This window comes from Streptomyces sp. NPDC046977 (assembly GCF_040644455.1).
Classification (GTDB): Bacteria; Actinomycetota; Actinomycetes; order Streptomycetales; family Streptomycetaceae; genus Actinacidiphila.
In genome coordinates this window covers 85,147-101,128 of sequence record NZ_JBEYWO010000007.1, presented here as the reverse complement: position 1 = coordinate 101,128, position 15,982 = coordinate 85,147, and the positions used below count along the sequence as shown (strand labels likewise).

The 15,982-nt window shown below is 68.7% G+C and carries 16 protein-coding genes; all 16 read right to left on the bottom strand.

All coding sequences use genetic code 11. The features are described 5' to 3' along the window. Nucleotides 1-15: 15 nt before the first annotated feature. Nucleotides 16-852, bottom strand: a complete 837-nt coding sequence (locus ABZ883_RS13155) for a phosphotransferase (protein ID WP_360905702.1) — start codon at nucleotides 850-852, stop codon at nucleotides 16-18. Continuing rightward, nucleotides 849-1,502, bottom strand: coding sequence for a histidine phosphatase family protein (locus ABZ883_RS13150; protein ID WP_360905701.1), 654 nt, complete (start codon nucleotides 1,500-1,502; stop codon nucleotides 849-851). The genes ABZ883_RS13155 and ABZ883_RS13150 overlap by 4 nt, the downstream gene beginning before the upstream one ends. Further along, nucleotides 1,499-2,260 carry a phosphotransferase gene (locus tag ABZ883_RS13145; RefSeq protein ID WP_360905700.1) on the bottom strand — a complete coding sequence of 254 codons (762 nt, stop codon included), beginning with the start codon at nucleotides 2,258-2,260 and terminating at the stop codon, nucleotides 1,499-1,501. Before ABZ883_RS13145 ends, ABZ883_RS13150 begins: the two co-directional genes overlap by 4 nt. Next, complete coding sequence (locus tag ABZ883_RS13140) at nucleotides 2,257-3,102, bottom strand: class I SAM-dependent methyltransferase (RefSeq protein WP_360905699.1); 846 nt, start codon at nucleotides 3,100-3,102, stop codon at nucleotides 2,257-2,259. Before ABZ883_RS13140 ends, ABZ883_RS13145 begins: the two co-directional genes overlap by 4 nt. Before the next feature lie 31 nt (nucleotides 3,103-3,133). Then, on the bottom strand, nucleotides 3,134-3,643 hold the full coding sequence (locus ABZ883_RS13135) for a topology modulation protein (RefSeq protein ID WP_360905698.1): 510 nt from the start codon (nucleotides 3,641-3,643) through the stop codon (nucleotides 3,134-3,136). Nucleotides 3,644-3,739: 96 nt separating this feature from the next. Further along, nucleotides 3,740-4,792 (bottom strand): hypothetical protein, encoded by a 1,053-nt coding sequence (locus tag ABZ883_RS13130; RefSeq protein ID WP_360905697.1) that lies wholly within the window; start codon nucleotides 4,790-4,792, stop codon nucleotides 3,740-3,742. Beyond that, nucleotides 4,789-6,507 (bottom strand): carbamoyltransferase C-terminal domain-containing protein, encoded by a 1,719-nt coding sequence (locus tag ABZ883_RS13125; RefSeq protein WP_360905696.1) that lies wholly within the window; start codon nucleotides 6,505-6,507, stop codon nucleotides 4,789-4,791. The genes ABZ883_RS13130 and ABZ883_RS13125 overlap by 4 nt, the downstream gene beginning before the upstream one ends. Before the next feature lie 8 nt (nucleotides 6,508-6,515). Continuing rightward, nucleotides 6,516-7,466 carry a thymidylate synthase gene (locus tag ABZ883_RS13120; protein WP_360905695.1) on the bottom strand — a complete coding sequence of 317 codons (951 nt, stop codon included), beginning with the start codon at nucleotides 7,464-7,466 and terminating at the stop codon, nucleotides 6,516-6,518. Next, nucleotides 7,463-9,316 (bottom strand): hypothetical protein, encoded by a 1,854-nt coding sequence (locus ABZ883_RS13115; RefSeq protein WP_360905694.1) that lies wholly within the window; start codon nucleotides 9,314-9,316, stop codon nucleotides 7,463-7,465. Before ABZ883_RS13115 ends, ABZ883_RS13120 begins: the two co-directional genes overlap by 4 nt. Before the next feature lie 275 nt (nucleotides 9,317-9,591). Then, nucleotides 9,592-10,803, bottom strand: coding sequence for an acyl-CoA dehydrogenase family protein (locus ABZ883_RS13110; protein ID WP_360905693.1), 1,212 nt, complete (start codon nucleotides 10,801-10,803; stop codon nucleotides 9,592-9,594). 161 nt (nucleotides 10,804-10,964) lie between these two features. Then, entirely contained in the window at nucleotides 10,965-11,504 is a 540-nt protein-coding gene (locus tag ABZ883_RS13105; RefSeq protein ID WP_360905692.1) for a GAF domain-containing protein, read from the bottom strand. Then, on the bottom strand, nucleotides 11,501-12,079 hold the full coding sequence (locus ABZ883_RS13100) for an ATP/GTP-binding protein (protein ID WP_360905691.1): 579 nt from the start codon (nucleotides 12,077-12,079) through the stop codon (nucleotides 11,501-11,503). The genes ABZ883_RS13105 and ABZ883_RS13100 overlap by 4 nt, the downstream gene beginning before the upstream one ends. A gap of 10 nt (nucleotides 12,080-12,089) precedes the next feature. Next, the gene (locus ABZ883_RS13095; RefSeq protein ID WP_360905690.1) at nucleotides 12,090-12,461 is read right to left on the bottom strand and encodes a DUF742 domain-containing protein; all 372 of its coding nucleotides are present in this window, start codon (nucleotides 12,459-12,461) and stop codon (nucleotides 12,090-12,092) included. A gap of 1 nt (nucleotide 12,462) precedes the next feature. Beyond that, a complete protein-coding gene (locus tag ABZ883_RS13090) occupies nucleotides 12,463-12,912 on the bottom strand; it encodes a roadblock/LC7 domain-containing protein (protein ID WP_360905689.1) in 450 nt (149 codons plus the stop codon). A gap of 38 nt (nucleotides 12,913-12,950) precedes the next feature. Continuing rightward, a complete protein-coding gene (locus tag ABZ883_RS13085) occupies nucleotides 12,951-14,462 on the bottom strand; it encodes an ATP-binding protein (RefSeq protein ID WP_360905688.1) in 1,512 nt (503 codons plus the stop codon). A gap of 1,022 nt (nucleotides 14,463-15,484) precedes the next feature. After that, nucleotides 15,485-15,898: an ATP-binding protein gene (locus ABZ883_RS13080; RefSeq protein WP_360905687.1), complete on the bottom strand. Its 414-nt coding sequence runs from the start codon at nucleotides 15,896-15,898 to the stop codon at nucleotides 15,485-15,487. Nucleotides 15,899-15,982 lie beyond the last annotated feature (84 nt).

Here is a 15,982-nt window from a genome sequence, read left to right as displayed (position 1 = left end):
GGTCGAAGTTGAGGATCAGGAAAGTTGGGACAGGACGGTTCGGCCCTGCGCGCTCAGGGTGAGGTCGTTCTCTTTGTGGCCCTTGACCAAAGCGGTGGCCGCCTCGATGGCACCGAATGACTCCAGGAGGCGCAGTTCGGTGTCGTTCAGCGGTCGCCCGTACCCGTGGAGGAAGGCCGTCCGCAGGTGGGGCGCTGTTTGCCAGCGCCGGAACTGGAGCCGGGCGAAGTCGCGGATGCGGGCGTCGCGTCGCATGTGCTCGAAGTCGCAGATACCGAAGGCGTCGCCGATCAGCCAATTGCGCGGCTGGTAGTCGAGGTGGCAGACCGCGCTCTCCGTGAGGCTGCTGTTCAGAACGGCCGCGTGACGGCTCAACAGGTTCTGCTCGGTCGTGTCGATCAGGTCGTCGTGAACAGCTCGCTCGATCCAGATCTGGAGGCGCTGTGCCAGCACGGCGCCGATGGCTCCGCTTTGCGGCATGGAGGTGTCACGGTGGAGCTTGCCGAGGACGCGGCCGGCCTCATGGTGGACCAGCTCCTCCTCGGGGGAGCCCGGCGCCGCGGTCTCCGCCCGGTCGCCCGCGAGCGCGGTCAGGAGCAGGGTGCGGGTGGCGTCGTGGCGGCCGACCAGCTCTGGGGCGTGGCCGTACAGAAGGCTGCCCCATGTCCGGTAGGCGTGAAGCTCGCTCACGTACCGGGCGTGCTTGTCGTGCTGCTTGGCGACGAAGTGCCGCCCGCCGATGTCCACCACTCGCACCACTCGGGGAGGGAGCAGCGGGTCTGGCACGATCTCGACTGCTCCGAGGAGAGCGCGTGCCAGCCGGATCCGCGGGTCGCCTGTCACCGTGGTCACGACGACGCCGCCGGTGCGAGGCGGAGGTGTTCCGTGTCGTTGTGTCGGTCGAGTATCCAGCGCGTCTGGTTCAGCCGGTTCCGATGCCGCTGCCAGCGCGTGATGGAGGCGTGGTTGACCGTGAAGCCTGCGGGGGAGCCGATCGGGATGCCCAGGAGCAGGGTGTGGGCCGTGATCACGGTCTCGCCATGAGCGGCGAAGACGACGCGTTGTCCCTGGTGCTGCTCGATCAGTTCACGCAGGAACCGGCAGGCGCGCTCCAGGTAGCCGTTCCAGGTGTCGGAGCCGGCGGCCCACTGCTTGTCAGGGTGAGCGTGAGGGCCGCCACCTGCGGCGGTCTTCACCGCGGTCCATGGCTTGCCGTCGGCGTCGCCGTGCACGGGGCCGTCGAGGCGGTCGTCGGTGGTCATGGGGATCTGCAGGGCCTGGCTGATGATCTCGCCGGTCTGGATCAGGCGGATGCGCGGGCCGGTGTAGACGAGGTCGAAGGCCTGGTTGTGGTGCTCGGTGGCCAGGCGGCGTGCCGCCTGCTCGACCTGGGCGTAACCCAGGTTGGTCAGTCCGGTGCAGGTACGCGGGCCCCCGACGAGACCATCGGCGTTGCACTGGGCCTGACCGTGCCGTACGAAGACGAGTTCGGTGGTGATCACGACATTCCTCCGCGGCGGGGACGGAGCGGCCATCTGTAGAGGTAGCCGTTGCGTCCGAGGTACGGGGCGGTCAGGACGGCGTGCAGGGTGAGGAAGTCGTCGAGGCGTCCGCGGTCCGTGGCGCCGAGCCGGGCGCCGTAGCATTCGGCCGCCGCGTTGTACGTGAACAGGGCGGCGTTGATGGCCTGGTCCGTGAGCGGTCCGTACGTCAGGTGGAGCGTCGCGATCAGCTTCGCGAGGTCGTATCCCATCGGGGCGAGGGACAGGTCGTCGGTGTCGACGGTGACGACATCCCCAGCCCCGGTGATGATGAAGTTCCGGGGGTTGCTGTCCTTGTAGAAGGCGGTAGGCCCCTGAGCAGTCTCTTCCAGCAGGCCGAGCATCGCGTCCAGGGACGCCTTGCCCGGCAGATAGCCCTGCTCGTGGCGCCGTCGGAGCGCGATCTTCCTGGGGCCGAGGTAGCCATCGAAGGTTGTGCCGTCCTCGAAGTGGTGCGGAGTGCCCAGCGACGCCGATTGCAGGTCGCTGCGCCAGGCGGCACCGTGAGCGTGCCCCAGCAGTTCCGCCATGCGCGGTAGGTCCTCGGGACCTACGGAGTGGCCCTCGACCCGCTCGAACGTCAAGCTAAGCAGCCCGACGACAATGAGGGCCGGCTGCCGCAGCGGCTTCGCATGCCGGCCGATCCACCTGTAGTGACGCACGGCTGCCGCAGCGTGCTCCGGTGTCTCGTAGAACTTGGTGAACTGCGGGAGGGTCATGCCTGCCCCTCCTTCGGTCGAGCGACGACGAAGGTGATGAGGGACCGCGTGGTCAGCGGCCGGTCCGGAAGGAACTCGTGCAAGGTCGCCGCCAGAGCCCCGGGGTTGCCATACAGGCCGGGCGCGAGGTCGTACTTCGGGTTCGTGGCCAGGTACTGCGCCAGGTGGTCATGGCCCTCGAAGGTGAAGACGTGCTCCTCGTCCAGGACAGCGATCACGTCGAGTGAGGAGGCGGCCAAGTCGGCGAGGTTGCCGCTGTGCGCCGTGGTGTAGAGGCTCTCGTGCTTGTCGGCACGCACGTCGAGGCCAGCGGAAGCGACGAGCTGGTCCATCTCGCGGTAGCTGTCGAGCCCCTTCGTGACGAGCACGGCAAGGCCCCCGGGAGCGAGGGCTCTGGCGACCTGCGCGATGACGTCCTGGGGCCGCGGCGAGTGATAGAGGCAGAACGCAGCGACGGCGACCTCACACGACCCGGCGGGCAGGGGGAGATCGTGGAAGTCCCCCTCGACGAAGTCCACCGTGCCGTCGGGCAACTCCTTCGCGCGCCCGCGGGCCTGGGCGAGCAGAGAGGGAGCGGCATCCAGGCCGATGACGCGCTGCGGCCGGAGCTGCTCGGCGATGACCAGGCTGCTCGTGCCGCGACCGCAGCCGATGTCCAGCACCAGGCGGAGGCGATCCGGCCGCGCGTGGTGGGCCCGTACCAGGCTCACGATCGTCTCGGGCACGGGGCGGCCCACGGTCTTGGCCCGCATCAGGGCATTGGTCCGCCCGGCCAGCCGGGAGGCATGCCCGTACAGCTCCCGCTGCCGGGCGGGGTCCAGGAAGGGGTTGGGCTCGTTCATACCGCACCCCCCGTCCGGGGGCGCGGGCCGTTCAGGACTGCGTGGCGGCGATCTTCCGCAGCCAGCGGCGCGTCTGCCGCCGGTTGGCCAGCAACACCACATCGGCGCCGGCGGCGAACTCCTCGATCTTCGCCATCACGCGGGGCCGCATCTTGCGGCGGTACGTGGCGACGTACTTGATCACACCCCAGTGGATACGGTTGTGCACGCCGTTGCCCTTGTGCCCCGCCCCGTGCCGGATCTGCCGGGAGAAGATCCCGTACAGGGCCGCCACGGTCGACACGTCCATCAGGACCACCGTGTCGCAGGCTTCGAGTCGGACCTGCAGCGTCGAGTTGTAGTTGCCGTCGATCACCCACCGCGGTTGCGCGACCAGCTCGCGCTGCAGCTCGGTGAACTTGTCCATGGGCAGCGCGTTCCACTCGTCGTCGTAGAACGCGGCATCCAGGTGCGTCACCCGCGCGTCGAGGATCCTGCCCAGTTCGCGGGCCACGTGGGATTTGCCGCTGCCTCCGCAGCCGACGATGGCGACCTTCTTCATGGTGCTCCAGCGTAGAGAGGTTCGGGTGTCCGGCGGGACCATCCGCCAGGGCACGTTCGGATGATCCAGTAGCCATGTCCTGTGAAGCAGTCTGCATCAGGCAGCTCCCCGTTCGGTCGCGGTGGTCCCGACGAGCCCCTGGAGTACGGATTCCAAGGTGTCGACCTGCTTGCTCAGGCCGAAGAGGCGCAGGCGGTCCACGCACGCGGCGATCAGTTCGGCGTGCTGCTGGGTGCCGGCAACCTGGCGAAGGTAGGAGAGCCGTTCGATCACGTCGCGGCCGGAGTGCACGATCAGCTCCTCCGGCACGAACCGGTCGACGAAGCCGATGTCCGCCGGGGCCAGAGGCACACAGCCGGCGAGAACGGCCTCGAAGATGCGCTGCGTCATCTGGCCGACGCCGGCGTACCGATCGGGCAGCATGAGAATCGTGGCCAGGGACCGGCCGTAGACGCCGGCGGCGGCCTCGAACGGGATCCGGCCGAGGAAGTGGACGTGCGGCCAGCGATCGGTCTTCGTCCACTTTCCGGCAACCAGGTGTTCGACGCGGGCGGCGGCCGGGGCGAAGTAGCGGTCGAAAGGCTCGTCGCGGTCGTACTGGTTGCCCACGTAGCCGAGCGCGAGGTCCCGCGGCTGCGCGGCGAGGGCGACAGGGTCCGCGTGGTCGAGGAGGTCCTCAGCGACGGGGAAGAGCAACGACCACGCGCCCTGGCTCGAGGCGAGGGCGGCCTCGCACACGGCGGTGTGTGCCGTGCGGCGCCACACGCTCTCGGCACGCAGAGTGCGGTCTTTGTCCCAGATCACGGTGGGTGTCTGGTGTCGCACGGTGTAGTGGTTGATGAGCTGGGCTTGGCGGTGCAGGTCGCAGGTATGTCCCTCGGTCCCGCACACGGTGGTGTTGCGGCCGGTGATCGCCCAGCGCCATTCCAGGAACAGGGCGTCGATGCCCGGGTAGCCGCTGTCGAAGGTGTAAGCGTTGCCGAGGTTGTCGCCGGCTTCGAGGCGGTCGCGGTCGGCCTGCAGGAAGACGATGTCGTGACCGCGGCCGAGGAGGGCGTCGATGAAAGGGCGGCGGTGGCTGCGGCCACCGTCCGGAGTGTCGGTGACCCCATTGCCGAGGAAGCCCCAGAAGCTGTATCCGATCTTCACTTGGTGATCCACCGCCCTTCGAGGAGCAGGGCGTCGAGCCCGGAGTCGGACAGGCACTCCAGAGCCATCTCCGGCGTCCCGCAGATCGGCTTGCCCTTGACGTTGAGAGACGTGTTGATCAGCACGGGCACACCCGTCCGGCGGCCGAAGGCGGTCAAGACCGCGTGCATGAAAGGGTTCTGCTCCCTGGCGACGGTTTGCAGGCGGGAGGTGCCGTTGGCATGCACGATGGCCGGCACGCGCTCGCGCGTCTTGTTCGTCACGCCGGAGGCCATGGACATGTAGGGCGCCTGCTGGCCGAGGGTGAAGAATTCCGCGGCACACTCGGCCAGGACCATGGGGGCGAAGGGCCGGAAGGGCTCGCGGAACTTCACGGTGGCGTTCAGGCGCTCGACGACACCGGGCTCCAGCGGCGAGGCCAGAATCGAGCGGTTGCCCAGGGCGCGCGGCCCGGCTTCGACGGCTCCCTGGAAGAGGCCGACGATGGTGCCGTGTGCCAGCTGGTCGGCGAGGAACTCCGCGGTCTCGATGCCCAGGGTCTTCTGGCGAAGTCCGGGCCAGGGCGTCAGGTCGAGCGGCTGGTCCTCGTACGACGGCCCGAGGTAGCAGGCGCGGGCGACGCCGGCCACCGGCCGTGGGCTGCGGCCGTCGACGTGCACGGCGAGGGCAGCGCCGATCGCGGTGCCGGCGTCACCGGGCGCGGGCGGCACGAAGACCTCGTCGAAGATGCCCGCCTCGATGATCCGGCCGATGCTCACGCAGTTCGTGGCGACTCCGCCGCCCACGCACAAGAGCCGGGAACCGGTGAGCAAGCGCGCGCGGCGGGCCAGGTGCACCATGACTTGCTCGGTCCGTTCCTGGAGGGCGGCCGCCAGGTCCCGGTGGAGGTCAGTGAGCGGTTCGCGCGGGTGGCGTTTGGGACAGGTCTCGGTAATGAAGCGGCGGGATGTCCTGGGGTATCCCGACGTAAGCGTGCGGGCGGGGAAGTAGGCGGGGTTGATGCGGAAGCCCGTTGCCGTCGTCCGGACGGCCTGGGCAAACAGGGGACGGAAGCGGGTGGGGTCGCCGAGGGCGGCCAGCGCCATCACGGTGCCCTCCTCGTCGCCCCGGCGCCAGCCCAGGTGCTCGGTGACGGCGCCGTATACGTACCCCAGGGAGGCAGGGTCGTTGATCGCCTCCAGAGTGTGGGCGCGGGGGTGGTCCGAGTCGTGGCCGCGGGCGATGGTGGTGGTCTGCCGCTCGCCGAGGCTGTCGACCACGAGCACGGCAGCTTCCTCCCATCCCGAGGCAGCGAAGGCCGTCAGCTGGTGGGCGCGGTGATGCAGGACCGGAGCGACACGGGCGGCGGGGAACTGCTGGCCGATGAGACGTGTGCGCCGCTGGGTGCGGACGGCCACCTTGGCGAACCCGTGGACTCGGGCCAAGGCCCGGTCGCGGGTCGCCGGGGAGAGTGCCAGGCGTAGGGCGGCGGGCGACTCGGCAAGGTAGCGGACGGGCTGGAAGTTGTAAGCAACTGCCTCCACGTCGGCGGCGGTGAGCTTCGCCTGGTTGAGCAGCCACTCGACCGCGCGTGCCGGGTACGCCCTGGTGTGCTTCTGTTCGGAGAGGCGTTCCTCCTCGACGAAGCCGACCAATTCCCCGCCCACCAGGAGGGCTGCCGAGGAGTCGTGGGTGTACGAGCACAGGCCGAGGACGACCGAAGTTGTGCGCTTCATGGCAGCCGTCACCTCGCCCCGGCCGTGGCGACGGGCTTGCGCGAGCGCCGCTCCAGCTCGCCGTACCAGGCAGTGAGGGCCGGACGGAGAGGACCGTCGATCCCGTCGGCCGCCCGCCACGCCTCCTCGCGATCCCCGTCCTTCCACAGCCGGTAGCTGCGCAGCGTCTCGGCCATCGTGTCCCAGCCGGGGTGGCCGGTCACGCCGCGGGCCACGACCTGGTAGAGCAGGTCGTCGAACCCCCTCCACGGCGTTCTCAGGTCGGGCATGGCGGGGCTCGCTTGGAGCGAGGCCAGTTGCTCGGCCTGCTCGACGTGGTCGTCGTAGATGTGCAGCGATCCCACGTGCAGGTGGAACTCGCCCAGCTCCGCGTCGAGCCACCCAGCGACCAGCTCGTGCAGGACGGTGTAGAAGAACACGTCGTACGGCATGCCGATCCATACGTCCTGACCCCGCATCGTGGTCGCCATGTGCAGGCGGCCTGCGCGCAGGTGGAAGCGGAAGCCGAGGGTGCAGGGCACGTCCTTGTGTCCCGCGGCGTCCTGGGCCGGGTCGTAGAGCTGGATCAAGGACCGCCGGGAGTCGGGGTCCTCCTTGAGGATCTCCACGACACGGGCCAGCTGATCCACTTTGCCGGCCCAGTTCCGCATTCTGGGCCCGTACGCGCCGAGCAGGACCCCGTCGTCTGCGTACTTTCGCAGCCGCTCGTTGTAGTCGAAGATCCACGGGGCGTCGGAGCCTGACAGGTGCCAGACAGTCTCGGCGACCGCGAAGGCGGGATTCACGATCCTGGTCGGCGGTGCGAAGAGCAGGCGAGTGCGCGGCTGGGTGAGCAGCAGGTGGACGTCGCGGACTTCCCGGGTGGCCATGCCCCGGGGGCTGACCTTCTCGCCGGACTTGGCCAGCGTGACGGCGCCGGTGAACAGCTCGGCCACGCTGTCGGCGGTGAGGTGTGTCATCGAGTAGGAACTCCTTCACCCTGGGGCGACGCAGAGGTCGCGCGGGGGGCATCGTGGTGGACGGGGTCGAGGGACGTGACGGGGAATTCGGCGTGGTGGGTGATGAGGCGAGCGACCTGAGCCGCGCTGTCGCCGCGCCATCGGCACACCGCATCCGCGGCCGTCTTCGGGGCAGGCATGCCCGGATCGCGCAGAGCGGAGAGCGCCGCGGCGATGTCACGGGTGTTGTGACAGCGCGTTGCGAGACCGTGGCTGGCCAGGTCCAGCGTGCGGTCGCCCGGCGAGCCGATTTCGAGGACCGGGATGCCGAGCAGAGCAGCCTCGATCCCGCACGTCGAGTAGGCGCTTGCGAGGGCGTCGGCACCGGCGAGGCAGCCCCGCGCGCCGACGTATGGATCGGCCACGGCCACCGACAGCCCCCGGTCCCGCCGCAATAGGGGGGTGAAGACATCGGTGCTCTGCGCCGGGTGCGGGGCGATGATGAGCCCCCAGTTGCCGTCCGCTGCACGCAGGCCGTCCAGGAGAAGCTGCGCCTGCGCCTTCAAGCGATCGAGTCCGAACGGCTGGCAGGCCCACACCACGACCCGGGCGGGAGCCCGGCGGTTGTTCGCAGTCAGCAACTTCTCCAGGTACTGGTGCTGTGCCTGCCGGCCGAGGCCAGCGAGTGTGTCGAACCGGGGCTGTCCCAGCACGTGCACCTCGGCAGCGGGATGGCGCGCCCATGCCGTTGCCAGGGATCGGTCCCGTTCTCCCATGACGACGATGTGGCGGCTGTGCAGGGCCGGCCACGCCACCGACTCCGCCTTCCACGCCCCGTGCTGGACGTGGACGGTGTTCGCGCCGTGACGTTCGGCCGTGTACACGGCCAGCGCCCCCAGGGGGCTGGTGTCATTGCTCAGCAGGACGGTATGTGGCCGAGTCGCGGCGAGGACACCGTCCAGCCACGTTTCCGCCTGGACGATTGCCCGCCATGAGGGCTGCGTGCACCCGCCGCTCGATTCCAGGAGCACGGACAAAAGCCCTACAAGCCTGGCGAGTTGAACGGAGTGGCACGTGATGCGGACGGAGTGGTGGTCTCCGGGCAGATGGAGGTTCTCGGCGGTGCCGGAAAGAGAGAAAAGGTCGCTCGGCGACGTGCCCACGTCGATGCCCGTGGCCGCCGGTGTCGGGCACCGTTCTGCCGGGTCGGTGGCGAGGTCGAGCAGGACGCTCGTCTGCCCCTCGCTCTCCAGCTCGACGAGCACTGGCATCAAGGTGGCCGCGTGACGGGAGGACCATGACAGCGCTACGACGTCTCTCTCCCGCAGGACCAAGGGGAGCGGGCTCGGCTCCGTGTTCGCCGTGCTTGCCTGGGAGAGATTGCGTAACGGGGCGGAGCGGAAGGGGTTGTTCGGGGTCGCTGCGCCGAGCAGATAGGCAACGCCGGACCAGGAGACGGTGTAGGCCAGGTACTCTCTTGAGCTGCTCGAACGAAGACCGACGAGCCCTTCGTGCGGGGCAGGGGTCATAGGCCCAGGAGTCGACGCGAATGGCTCCCAGGCACTCAAGGCCAGTAGCTTGCGCAGGATCTCGGTCACCAAGCGCCGAACCGGAACGTGCATCACATACAACCAGCTGGCACCCTCCGGTGTGGAGGCGAGCGAAGAGCTGTAGCGCTCCAAAGAGCCCATGACGTTCTCGACGAGATCGCGCAGCTGATGCCGGTCGACGGGTATGGCCTCTAGGTCCGCCGTCTTGATGTAGTCGGCCTGCGCGCGGTGCAGGGCGTCGCTGCCGACAAACTCCCATCGCGGCTGGCCCCCACAGTCGTAACGGACCAAGCCCAGGCCGCCGGCCGGACGGATACTCACACCAGGCTCCACTCGATGAATGGCTCGGACGACTCGGTAGAGCAGTGGAACTGCAGCAACTTCTGCGGAAGCGGCGATCTTGGGCGCGGGTTGGTGAGCACGATTGGCATCCGTTGACTCGGGGGAAGGGTTCTTCAGCGGGAACAGAACGGCAGGTTGAGCAGGCGCATCCCCAGAGATCCGCCCGTCCGGCTGGTCCACACATGGCGTCGCGCGCCCCTCGCTCCGAGACACTGGGAGCTTGAGGTGATCAGGCGCACACTCTTCGGCCTCGGCTACGTCAGCGCGGCCGCGGTGTACTGCGGGGCGCCCATCCGTAGGGGCAGGCGTTGTGACCACTGGCCCTTGCCCAGGCCGAGGGCGGCTTCGGCGAGGCGGAGCAGTTGTATGTCGGAGGTGCCGGCCGGGGGGTAGATGTGGAAGGCGTCCCGCAGATAGCGCTGCAGAGGGTGGTCGGTGGTCAGGGCGGTGGCGGCTTCGATCTCCATGGCGGCGCGTGCGGAGTCGATCGCGGACTCCGCGTTGACGAGCTTGGCGTTCATCAGTTCGAGGTCGCAGGGGTCGCCGGTGTCGAGGAGGTGGGCGGCATGGTAGGCCGCGAGGCGGGCGGTCATGAGGCGTGAGGTGATCTGCCCGATCTTGATTTTGATGTTGGCCAGGTGGTGGAGGGGTTTGCCGTAGCGGTGGCGTTCGGTGGCGAATCGGGTGACTTCTTCGAGGATGGCCTGGTGGATGCCGAGAGCGACGGCGGTGAGGTTCGGGCGGCCGTACAGGACGCTGGAGGAGTAGGCGATGTCCCTGCCGTCGCCTTCGTCGCCGAGGCGGTTGCCCGCTGGGATGCGGCACTGGTCGAAGAGGAGTTCACCGAAGCTGAATCCGCGCAGGCCCAGCGTTTCGGCGTGGGGCAGGAGGGTGAGGCCGGGTCGGTCGGCTTCGACGAGGAATGCGGTCAGGCCGCGTGATCCGGGTGCGGTGCGGGCGACGGCGCCGTGGACGTGGCCGATGTGGGAATTCCCGACGTACGCCTTGCGTCCGTTGAGGATGTAGGTGTCTCCGTCGCGGACGGCGGTGGTCTCCATGCCCAGGACGTGGCTGCCGGAGACGGGCTCGGTCACCGCGATGGTGGGCAGGCAGGAGCCGTCGGCGAACCGTGGCAGCCAATATCGCTTCTGCTGTTTGGTGCCGTAGTGGATGACCTTGGCGACACCCAGCTGGGATGCCTGGACCATGGCGCCCATCGCGGCGCTGACGCGGGAGAGTTCCTCGATGATGAGGGTCTTGGCGAGATGGCCGGCTCCCATGCCTCCGTGAGCGAGGTCGATCGTGGCACCGATCCACCCCTGCGTGGCGATGGTGTGGGCGAGGTCGCTCTCGACGGTTCCCGCTTTCTCCATGGCCGGTACGCGGGGTGCGACGTGCGTCTCGGCGAAGGCGCGTACTTCCTTGCGCAGTTGCTGGTGTGCCGGCGTCAGGTACCAGTCGGACATCGTGTGGGATCCCCTCACTGCTGGGTGGCATGGGTCGAGTGGTCAGCACGCGGGAGCCGGTTGGGTAGGCGGCTACGTGGGCCGGGGCCTCCTGGGAGGGGCGGATTCGGATGCCCCGGCGGCGCAGCGTGCGACGCTGCTTGAGCGGAAAAGTGCGGGGCTCAAGGGGATGGGGGCTGTCGGCCGGCCCGCTGGAGGATGTGAGCCATGACCTCGTCGCGGATCTCCTTGATGAGGGCAAGGGATGACCTGCCGGTGGCTTGAGGTTTTTCCTCGGGGCCGACCGCGCACACGGTGCCGAGGACGACGCCGTCGTGGATCAGGGGCGCGCCGGTGTAGGTGCGAATGCCGAGCAGGTCGACCACTGGGTCGCCCGCGAACCGGGGGGCGGCGAAGACGTCGGGCAGGACCAGGGGAAGACCCCTTTCGACCACGACGCGGCAGAACCCGTGGTTGAGGGGCATGGTGCGACCGACTGGTGGTGCGTCGGGGCCATCCGGGGCGTGCAGGCCGACGAACTGCTGCTCGCCGGGGGTGAAGATGTTGACCATGGCGTAGGGAACGCCCTCGTTCTGGGCGAGGCGTGCGGCGTATGCGTCAAGCTCGGGGTCGGCGGCTCCGGTGAGACCGAGTTCCTGCTGTATCTCGGCACGGCGCTGCTCGATGCCCGGTGGCGCGTTGCGGGGGAGGTCGGCGGTCATGTGTGGGCTCCGTGGCTGGTGAGGGAACGGGACGCCGCGTTGGCGAGGCTGTGCTCGACCAGGGCGACGATCACGGTCAGGGCGGAGTAGCGGTCGCGTGCGTCGCAGGTCAGGTAGGGCACGGACGGGGAAAGCTCCAGGGCACTGCGGACCTCCTCGTCGGTGTAGTGGTAGCCGTCGGAGAACCTGTTGACGGCGACGACGAAGGGAATGCCACGCTCTTCGAAGTAGGTGACGGCGGCGAAGGACTTCTCCAGGTGGCGGGTGTCGACCAGGACGACGGCGCCGACGGCGCCGAGGCACAGGTCGTCCCAGATGAACCAGAAGCGTTCTTGGCCCGGCGTGCCGAACAGGAACAGGACCATGGGGCGGGGCTGGTCGAAGGTGATCCGGCCGAAGTCCATGGCCACCGTGGTGGTGGTCTTGTCGCCGATGCCTTCCAGGCTGTCGGTGTCCTTGCTGGCGGTGGTGAGGACCTCTTCGGTGGTCAGTGGCGAGATCTCACTGATCGCCCCGACGAGGGTCGTCTTGCCGACGCCGAAGCCGCCGGCGATCACGATCTTCAGGTCCGCCACCGAGGGACGGTCACGCAAGGGCTCTGAGTCCAGCAAGGACGTCCTCCAGAAGCTTCACGTCGGTGTCAGCGTCGCGGGGTGCCGATGGGTTCAACGCCAGGGCATGGATGTCGAGGAGATCGCTGACGAGGATCTTGGTCACTTGCACGGGATGGGCTGTGCGGGCCGAGAGCTCGGCGACCGAACGCGGGTGGCCGCTGCACAGCAGCAGCACCGCCTCGCACTCCGGGCTGAGCACTGCGGTGGTGCCTGCGGGACGCGTGCTGAGCAGGGAGGTCAGACTGAGGTCGTACTGCGGTCGGGTACGACCCCCGGTGACGGCGTAGGGGCGGACGTCTCCCAAACGGCTGCCGGCCCAGGCGTCACGGGGGACAGCTGGCACGTCACTGACCCCGTCCGGACGGCTGCGTCTGCCGGGTGTGCACCGTCAGGTGCTCTTCCAGCGCCTTGATCAACTTCTTCATCTCGTAGCCGACCTCGCCCGGATCGGCGCGCTCCGTGGTCAGTACCCCCAGGAGCGTCCCGACGAGGCGGGGGTTGGCCGCGCTGCCCTCGGCGCTCATGACGAACAGAGCTCCGGAGTCATGTTCCACGACGACCTGTCGCACTCCCCCCGAGGAAGTGATGAAAGCGCCACGCGCCAGGGAGAGCAGTCCTGTCATCACTGCGGCCAGCTTCTCGGCCTCCGCGGTGTCCTGTTCGCTCCATGCGATCTTCAGGCCGTCGCCGGTGGCCAGCAACACGTGCTCGGCGCCGGTCACCCTGCCCTTCAGGTCAGTCAGCAGCCCGCCGAGTGCGGTGCGATCCTCGTCGATCAAGCGGTTGGTCTCCATGGAAAATCTCCTGCGGTGTCGTGGGGAGAAGGGGAAGATCAACTATTTGTGGGCCCGGGGTCCTGGCGGGAGGCGAACCGGGCCATGAAGTCGGCCGTAGGACCTGCGGCTGTCCCTTGTGTCTGTTCGGACGCAGACGGGGATGGGCTGGGCGGCACACGCAGGTGCGGCGCGGAGCTACGGCGTATCAGCCGAGGTCTGCCGCCGGCATGCGATTCCGGACCGGAGGGTTCAGAGGGACTCTGTCCGGCAGGTGCCGAGGCCGCGCCGCGGACTCGTAAGGGAAGTCCGCCGGCAGTCGTGCCTGCTTCGTTCCGTGTGGGAGGAGGCAGTGGCTGATGGGAGTGGCCCGCGTCGCCCGGCCTGCGGAGTTCCGCGGTGCCTTCGGCGGCATCGGTGAGCCGTGCCTCATGCTGGAGGAGCAGGCTGCCAGGGAGAACGACGATCGCGTGGGTGCCGCCGACGACGTTCGGTCGCAGATGGATCCCGATGTTGTGGCGCCTGGCCAGCAGGGCAGCGACCAGCAGTCCGATCTGTCCGTCCCGCACCCGGGTGCGCCGGTCCGCCGATTCCGGGGCCGCCAGCAGGTCATTGAGCGCGTCGCGTCTGAGGTCCGACATGCCGGGCCCGCGGTCCAGGACCTCGATGACTAGCCCGTCGGCCACATTCCTGGTGTGGACCTCCACATTGTCGGTGGAGTAGCGGGCCGCGTTGTCCATGATCTCTGCCAACAGGTGCACGACACCTGGGCTCACGTAACCGGGCAACGCGACCGGCTGGCTTTGCTGTTGAGGCTGGGCGATGCGGACCCTGGGGTAGTGCTCGATCTCGCCCACCGCCTGGCGCAGCACGGTGGCTACCAGCACGGGGGCCGCGGCGCGTGGCGGCATGCTGCCGCCCAGGACCGCCAGGCTTTCCCCGGCTCGACGCATCTGGGCGAGCAGGTGATCAACCTGGAACAGCTTGTGCAGGAGATCGGGATCCTCCACACTGCGCTCCACCTGTTCGATCACCGTGATACCTCGGTTGACCAGTGCCTGTAGCCGCGGCGCGATCGATCGCGAGAGATCGGCCAGCTCGGCCTCTGGCGTGAGGGCCCGGTGCTGCTGCTTGGCAGCAAGCATGACCACGTGCCATCCCTCCTCAAGGGCGAACCGCAGGCCGGCGACCGCGTCCGTGGGCACGTCGCCTGTGGCCTGAGGCATCTGCGGAGCCGTATGGCTCGGGAACCGGCCCTGAGCGGCCTGCTCTGCCGCCCAGGCGATCTGCTCCCTGCCTACCGCGACTGCGGCGGAGACGTCCCCCAGCGCCCGACGTAGACGATCCCGCTCATCGCTGACCCTGCCGACCAGCGCGGTGGCTTTCCTGCGTGCATCGGAGCCGCGCAGCCCTGCCCAGACAAGGACCAACGCGACTGCGGAGCCCGAAGCGACTGCCGCGCCCTGCGTCGGCGCGACGCTGAAGTGGTCCACCAGCCAGCCACCGCCGAGCACCACGCTCGCCAGCACGCCGGTCCCCACCGCAGGAGCGCCGCGCAGATCGCGAGCCAAGTCCGCACCGCGTGCCCTGCGACGTCGGTCGGGAACCGCAGTAGTGCCTGAGACGTGGTCAGACATGGGCCACCTCGCGAACACGGTGTCCAGGACATGCGGAGGAGACGGGTCGACGCAGGCGGGACCGCGTCAGGCTCAGGGTGTCGAAGAGGTCGCCCGCTTTGGTGATCGATGCTTGCGAGTGATCGAAGATCCAAAATCGGCTGCGGCACGGTCCAGGGCCGTGGTCGGCAAGCTCGGCGCAGTCCCACCGCCCCCCAGGACGGCACCGTGAATGCGGGGCATGCCAGACGTGCGCCGTGCCCGCCGCCACGGGGATGAGCAGGACTTGGTGCAGTGGGCAGCACAGGATCGGGCCGACAGCGTCGTGCTGCTCGCGTAGTGCCTCCACGGCGGGCAGACCCACGCCCACACTGGTGCTGACGATGTCGTGGTTGGTGGGCAGCCCTGCCGGACGCGGTGACTCCGACAGCGTGAAGTGCCAGGGCTGGGTCGTGCTGAAAGAGGGGGGCATGGATACTCCGGTTGGGACGGACAGCACCGTCCGGGGTGGGCGGGGGAGCTCCGTCAGCGGTGCGGAAGCCATGTGGCCAGGAAGACCATGACGAAGGCGAGCACGAACACAGCGATCCGAGAGATGTTCTTGCCGGACACGGCGGGCGTCTCCTGAACTGAACTGGTACGGGATTTTGCTGGAGGTGTGGGGCATAGGGTTTCGGGCCGGCGCCGTCATGGCTGTGGGGTGCACGGCGCCGGCCCGGGGGTGGTGCCACGCACCGGATCCGTCAGGGGGAACGGGACCGGGACATGTCGGATGCCGTCGGCGGTGCGCCCTGGCTGCCCGGTAGGGCGGGCAGCGGTTTTGGGGGAATCCGCAGGTCGGTGCTGGAACTGCCTGCAGATGGTGTTGCGTTGTGCGGCTCGGCACGAGCGGGCCCGGGAGTTCAAGGGACGTGGCTGCGCGGGAACCGGGCACGCCGACCGCGCGCTCTGAACTTCGCAGTCCTCTGCGGGCTCACCTACTCGGGGGTATCGGCGATGGCGGCCACACGGATCCACACGTCCTTGCCGGTGTTGGTGGGCGCGATGCCCCAGTCGTCAGCCAGGGTCGTCAAGAGGTGCAGCCCCCGACCGCTCTCACCGATCCAGTCCGGCTCCTTGACCTTCGGGATGGTGGGATCGGGGTCGCTCACGACGACGCAGGCCCCGCCCGGAACGCGTTGGACCAGCAACGTGGCCGCCTTGCCGGGGGTGTGCTTGTGCACATTGGTCAGAAGCTCGGTCACTGCGAGGGTCACGAGGTCCGCGATCTCCGTGAGCCGCCACATGTCAAGGTGAGCCTTGACGACTTGGCGGATCTGCGTCAGCTTCTCCGGTTCCACGTCGAGTCGCATCGTCAGCCGGCGGGGGAAGCTGTCGGTAGCGTCGGGCACCGTCGTGTTCCTTCGGTCACGGCACAGAGTGCGCGATGGAGGCATCGATCGTCCTTCGCCTGAGAACCCGCTGTGCGGGTTCCA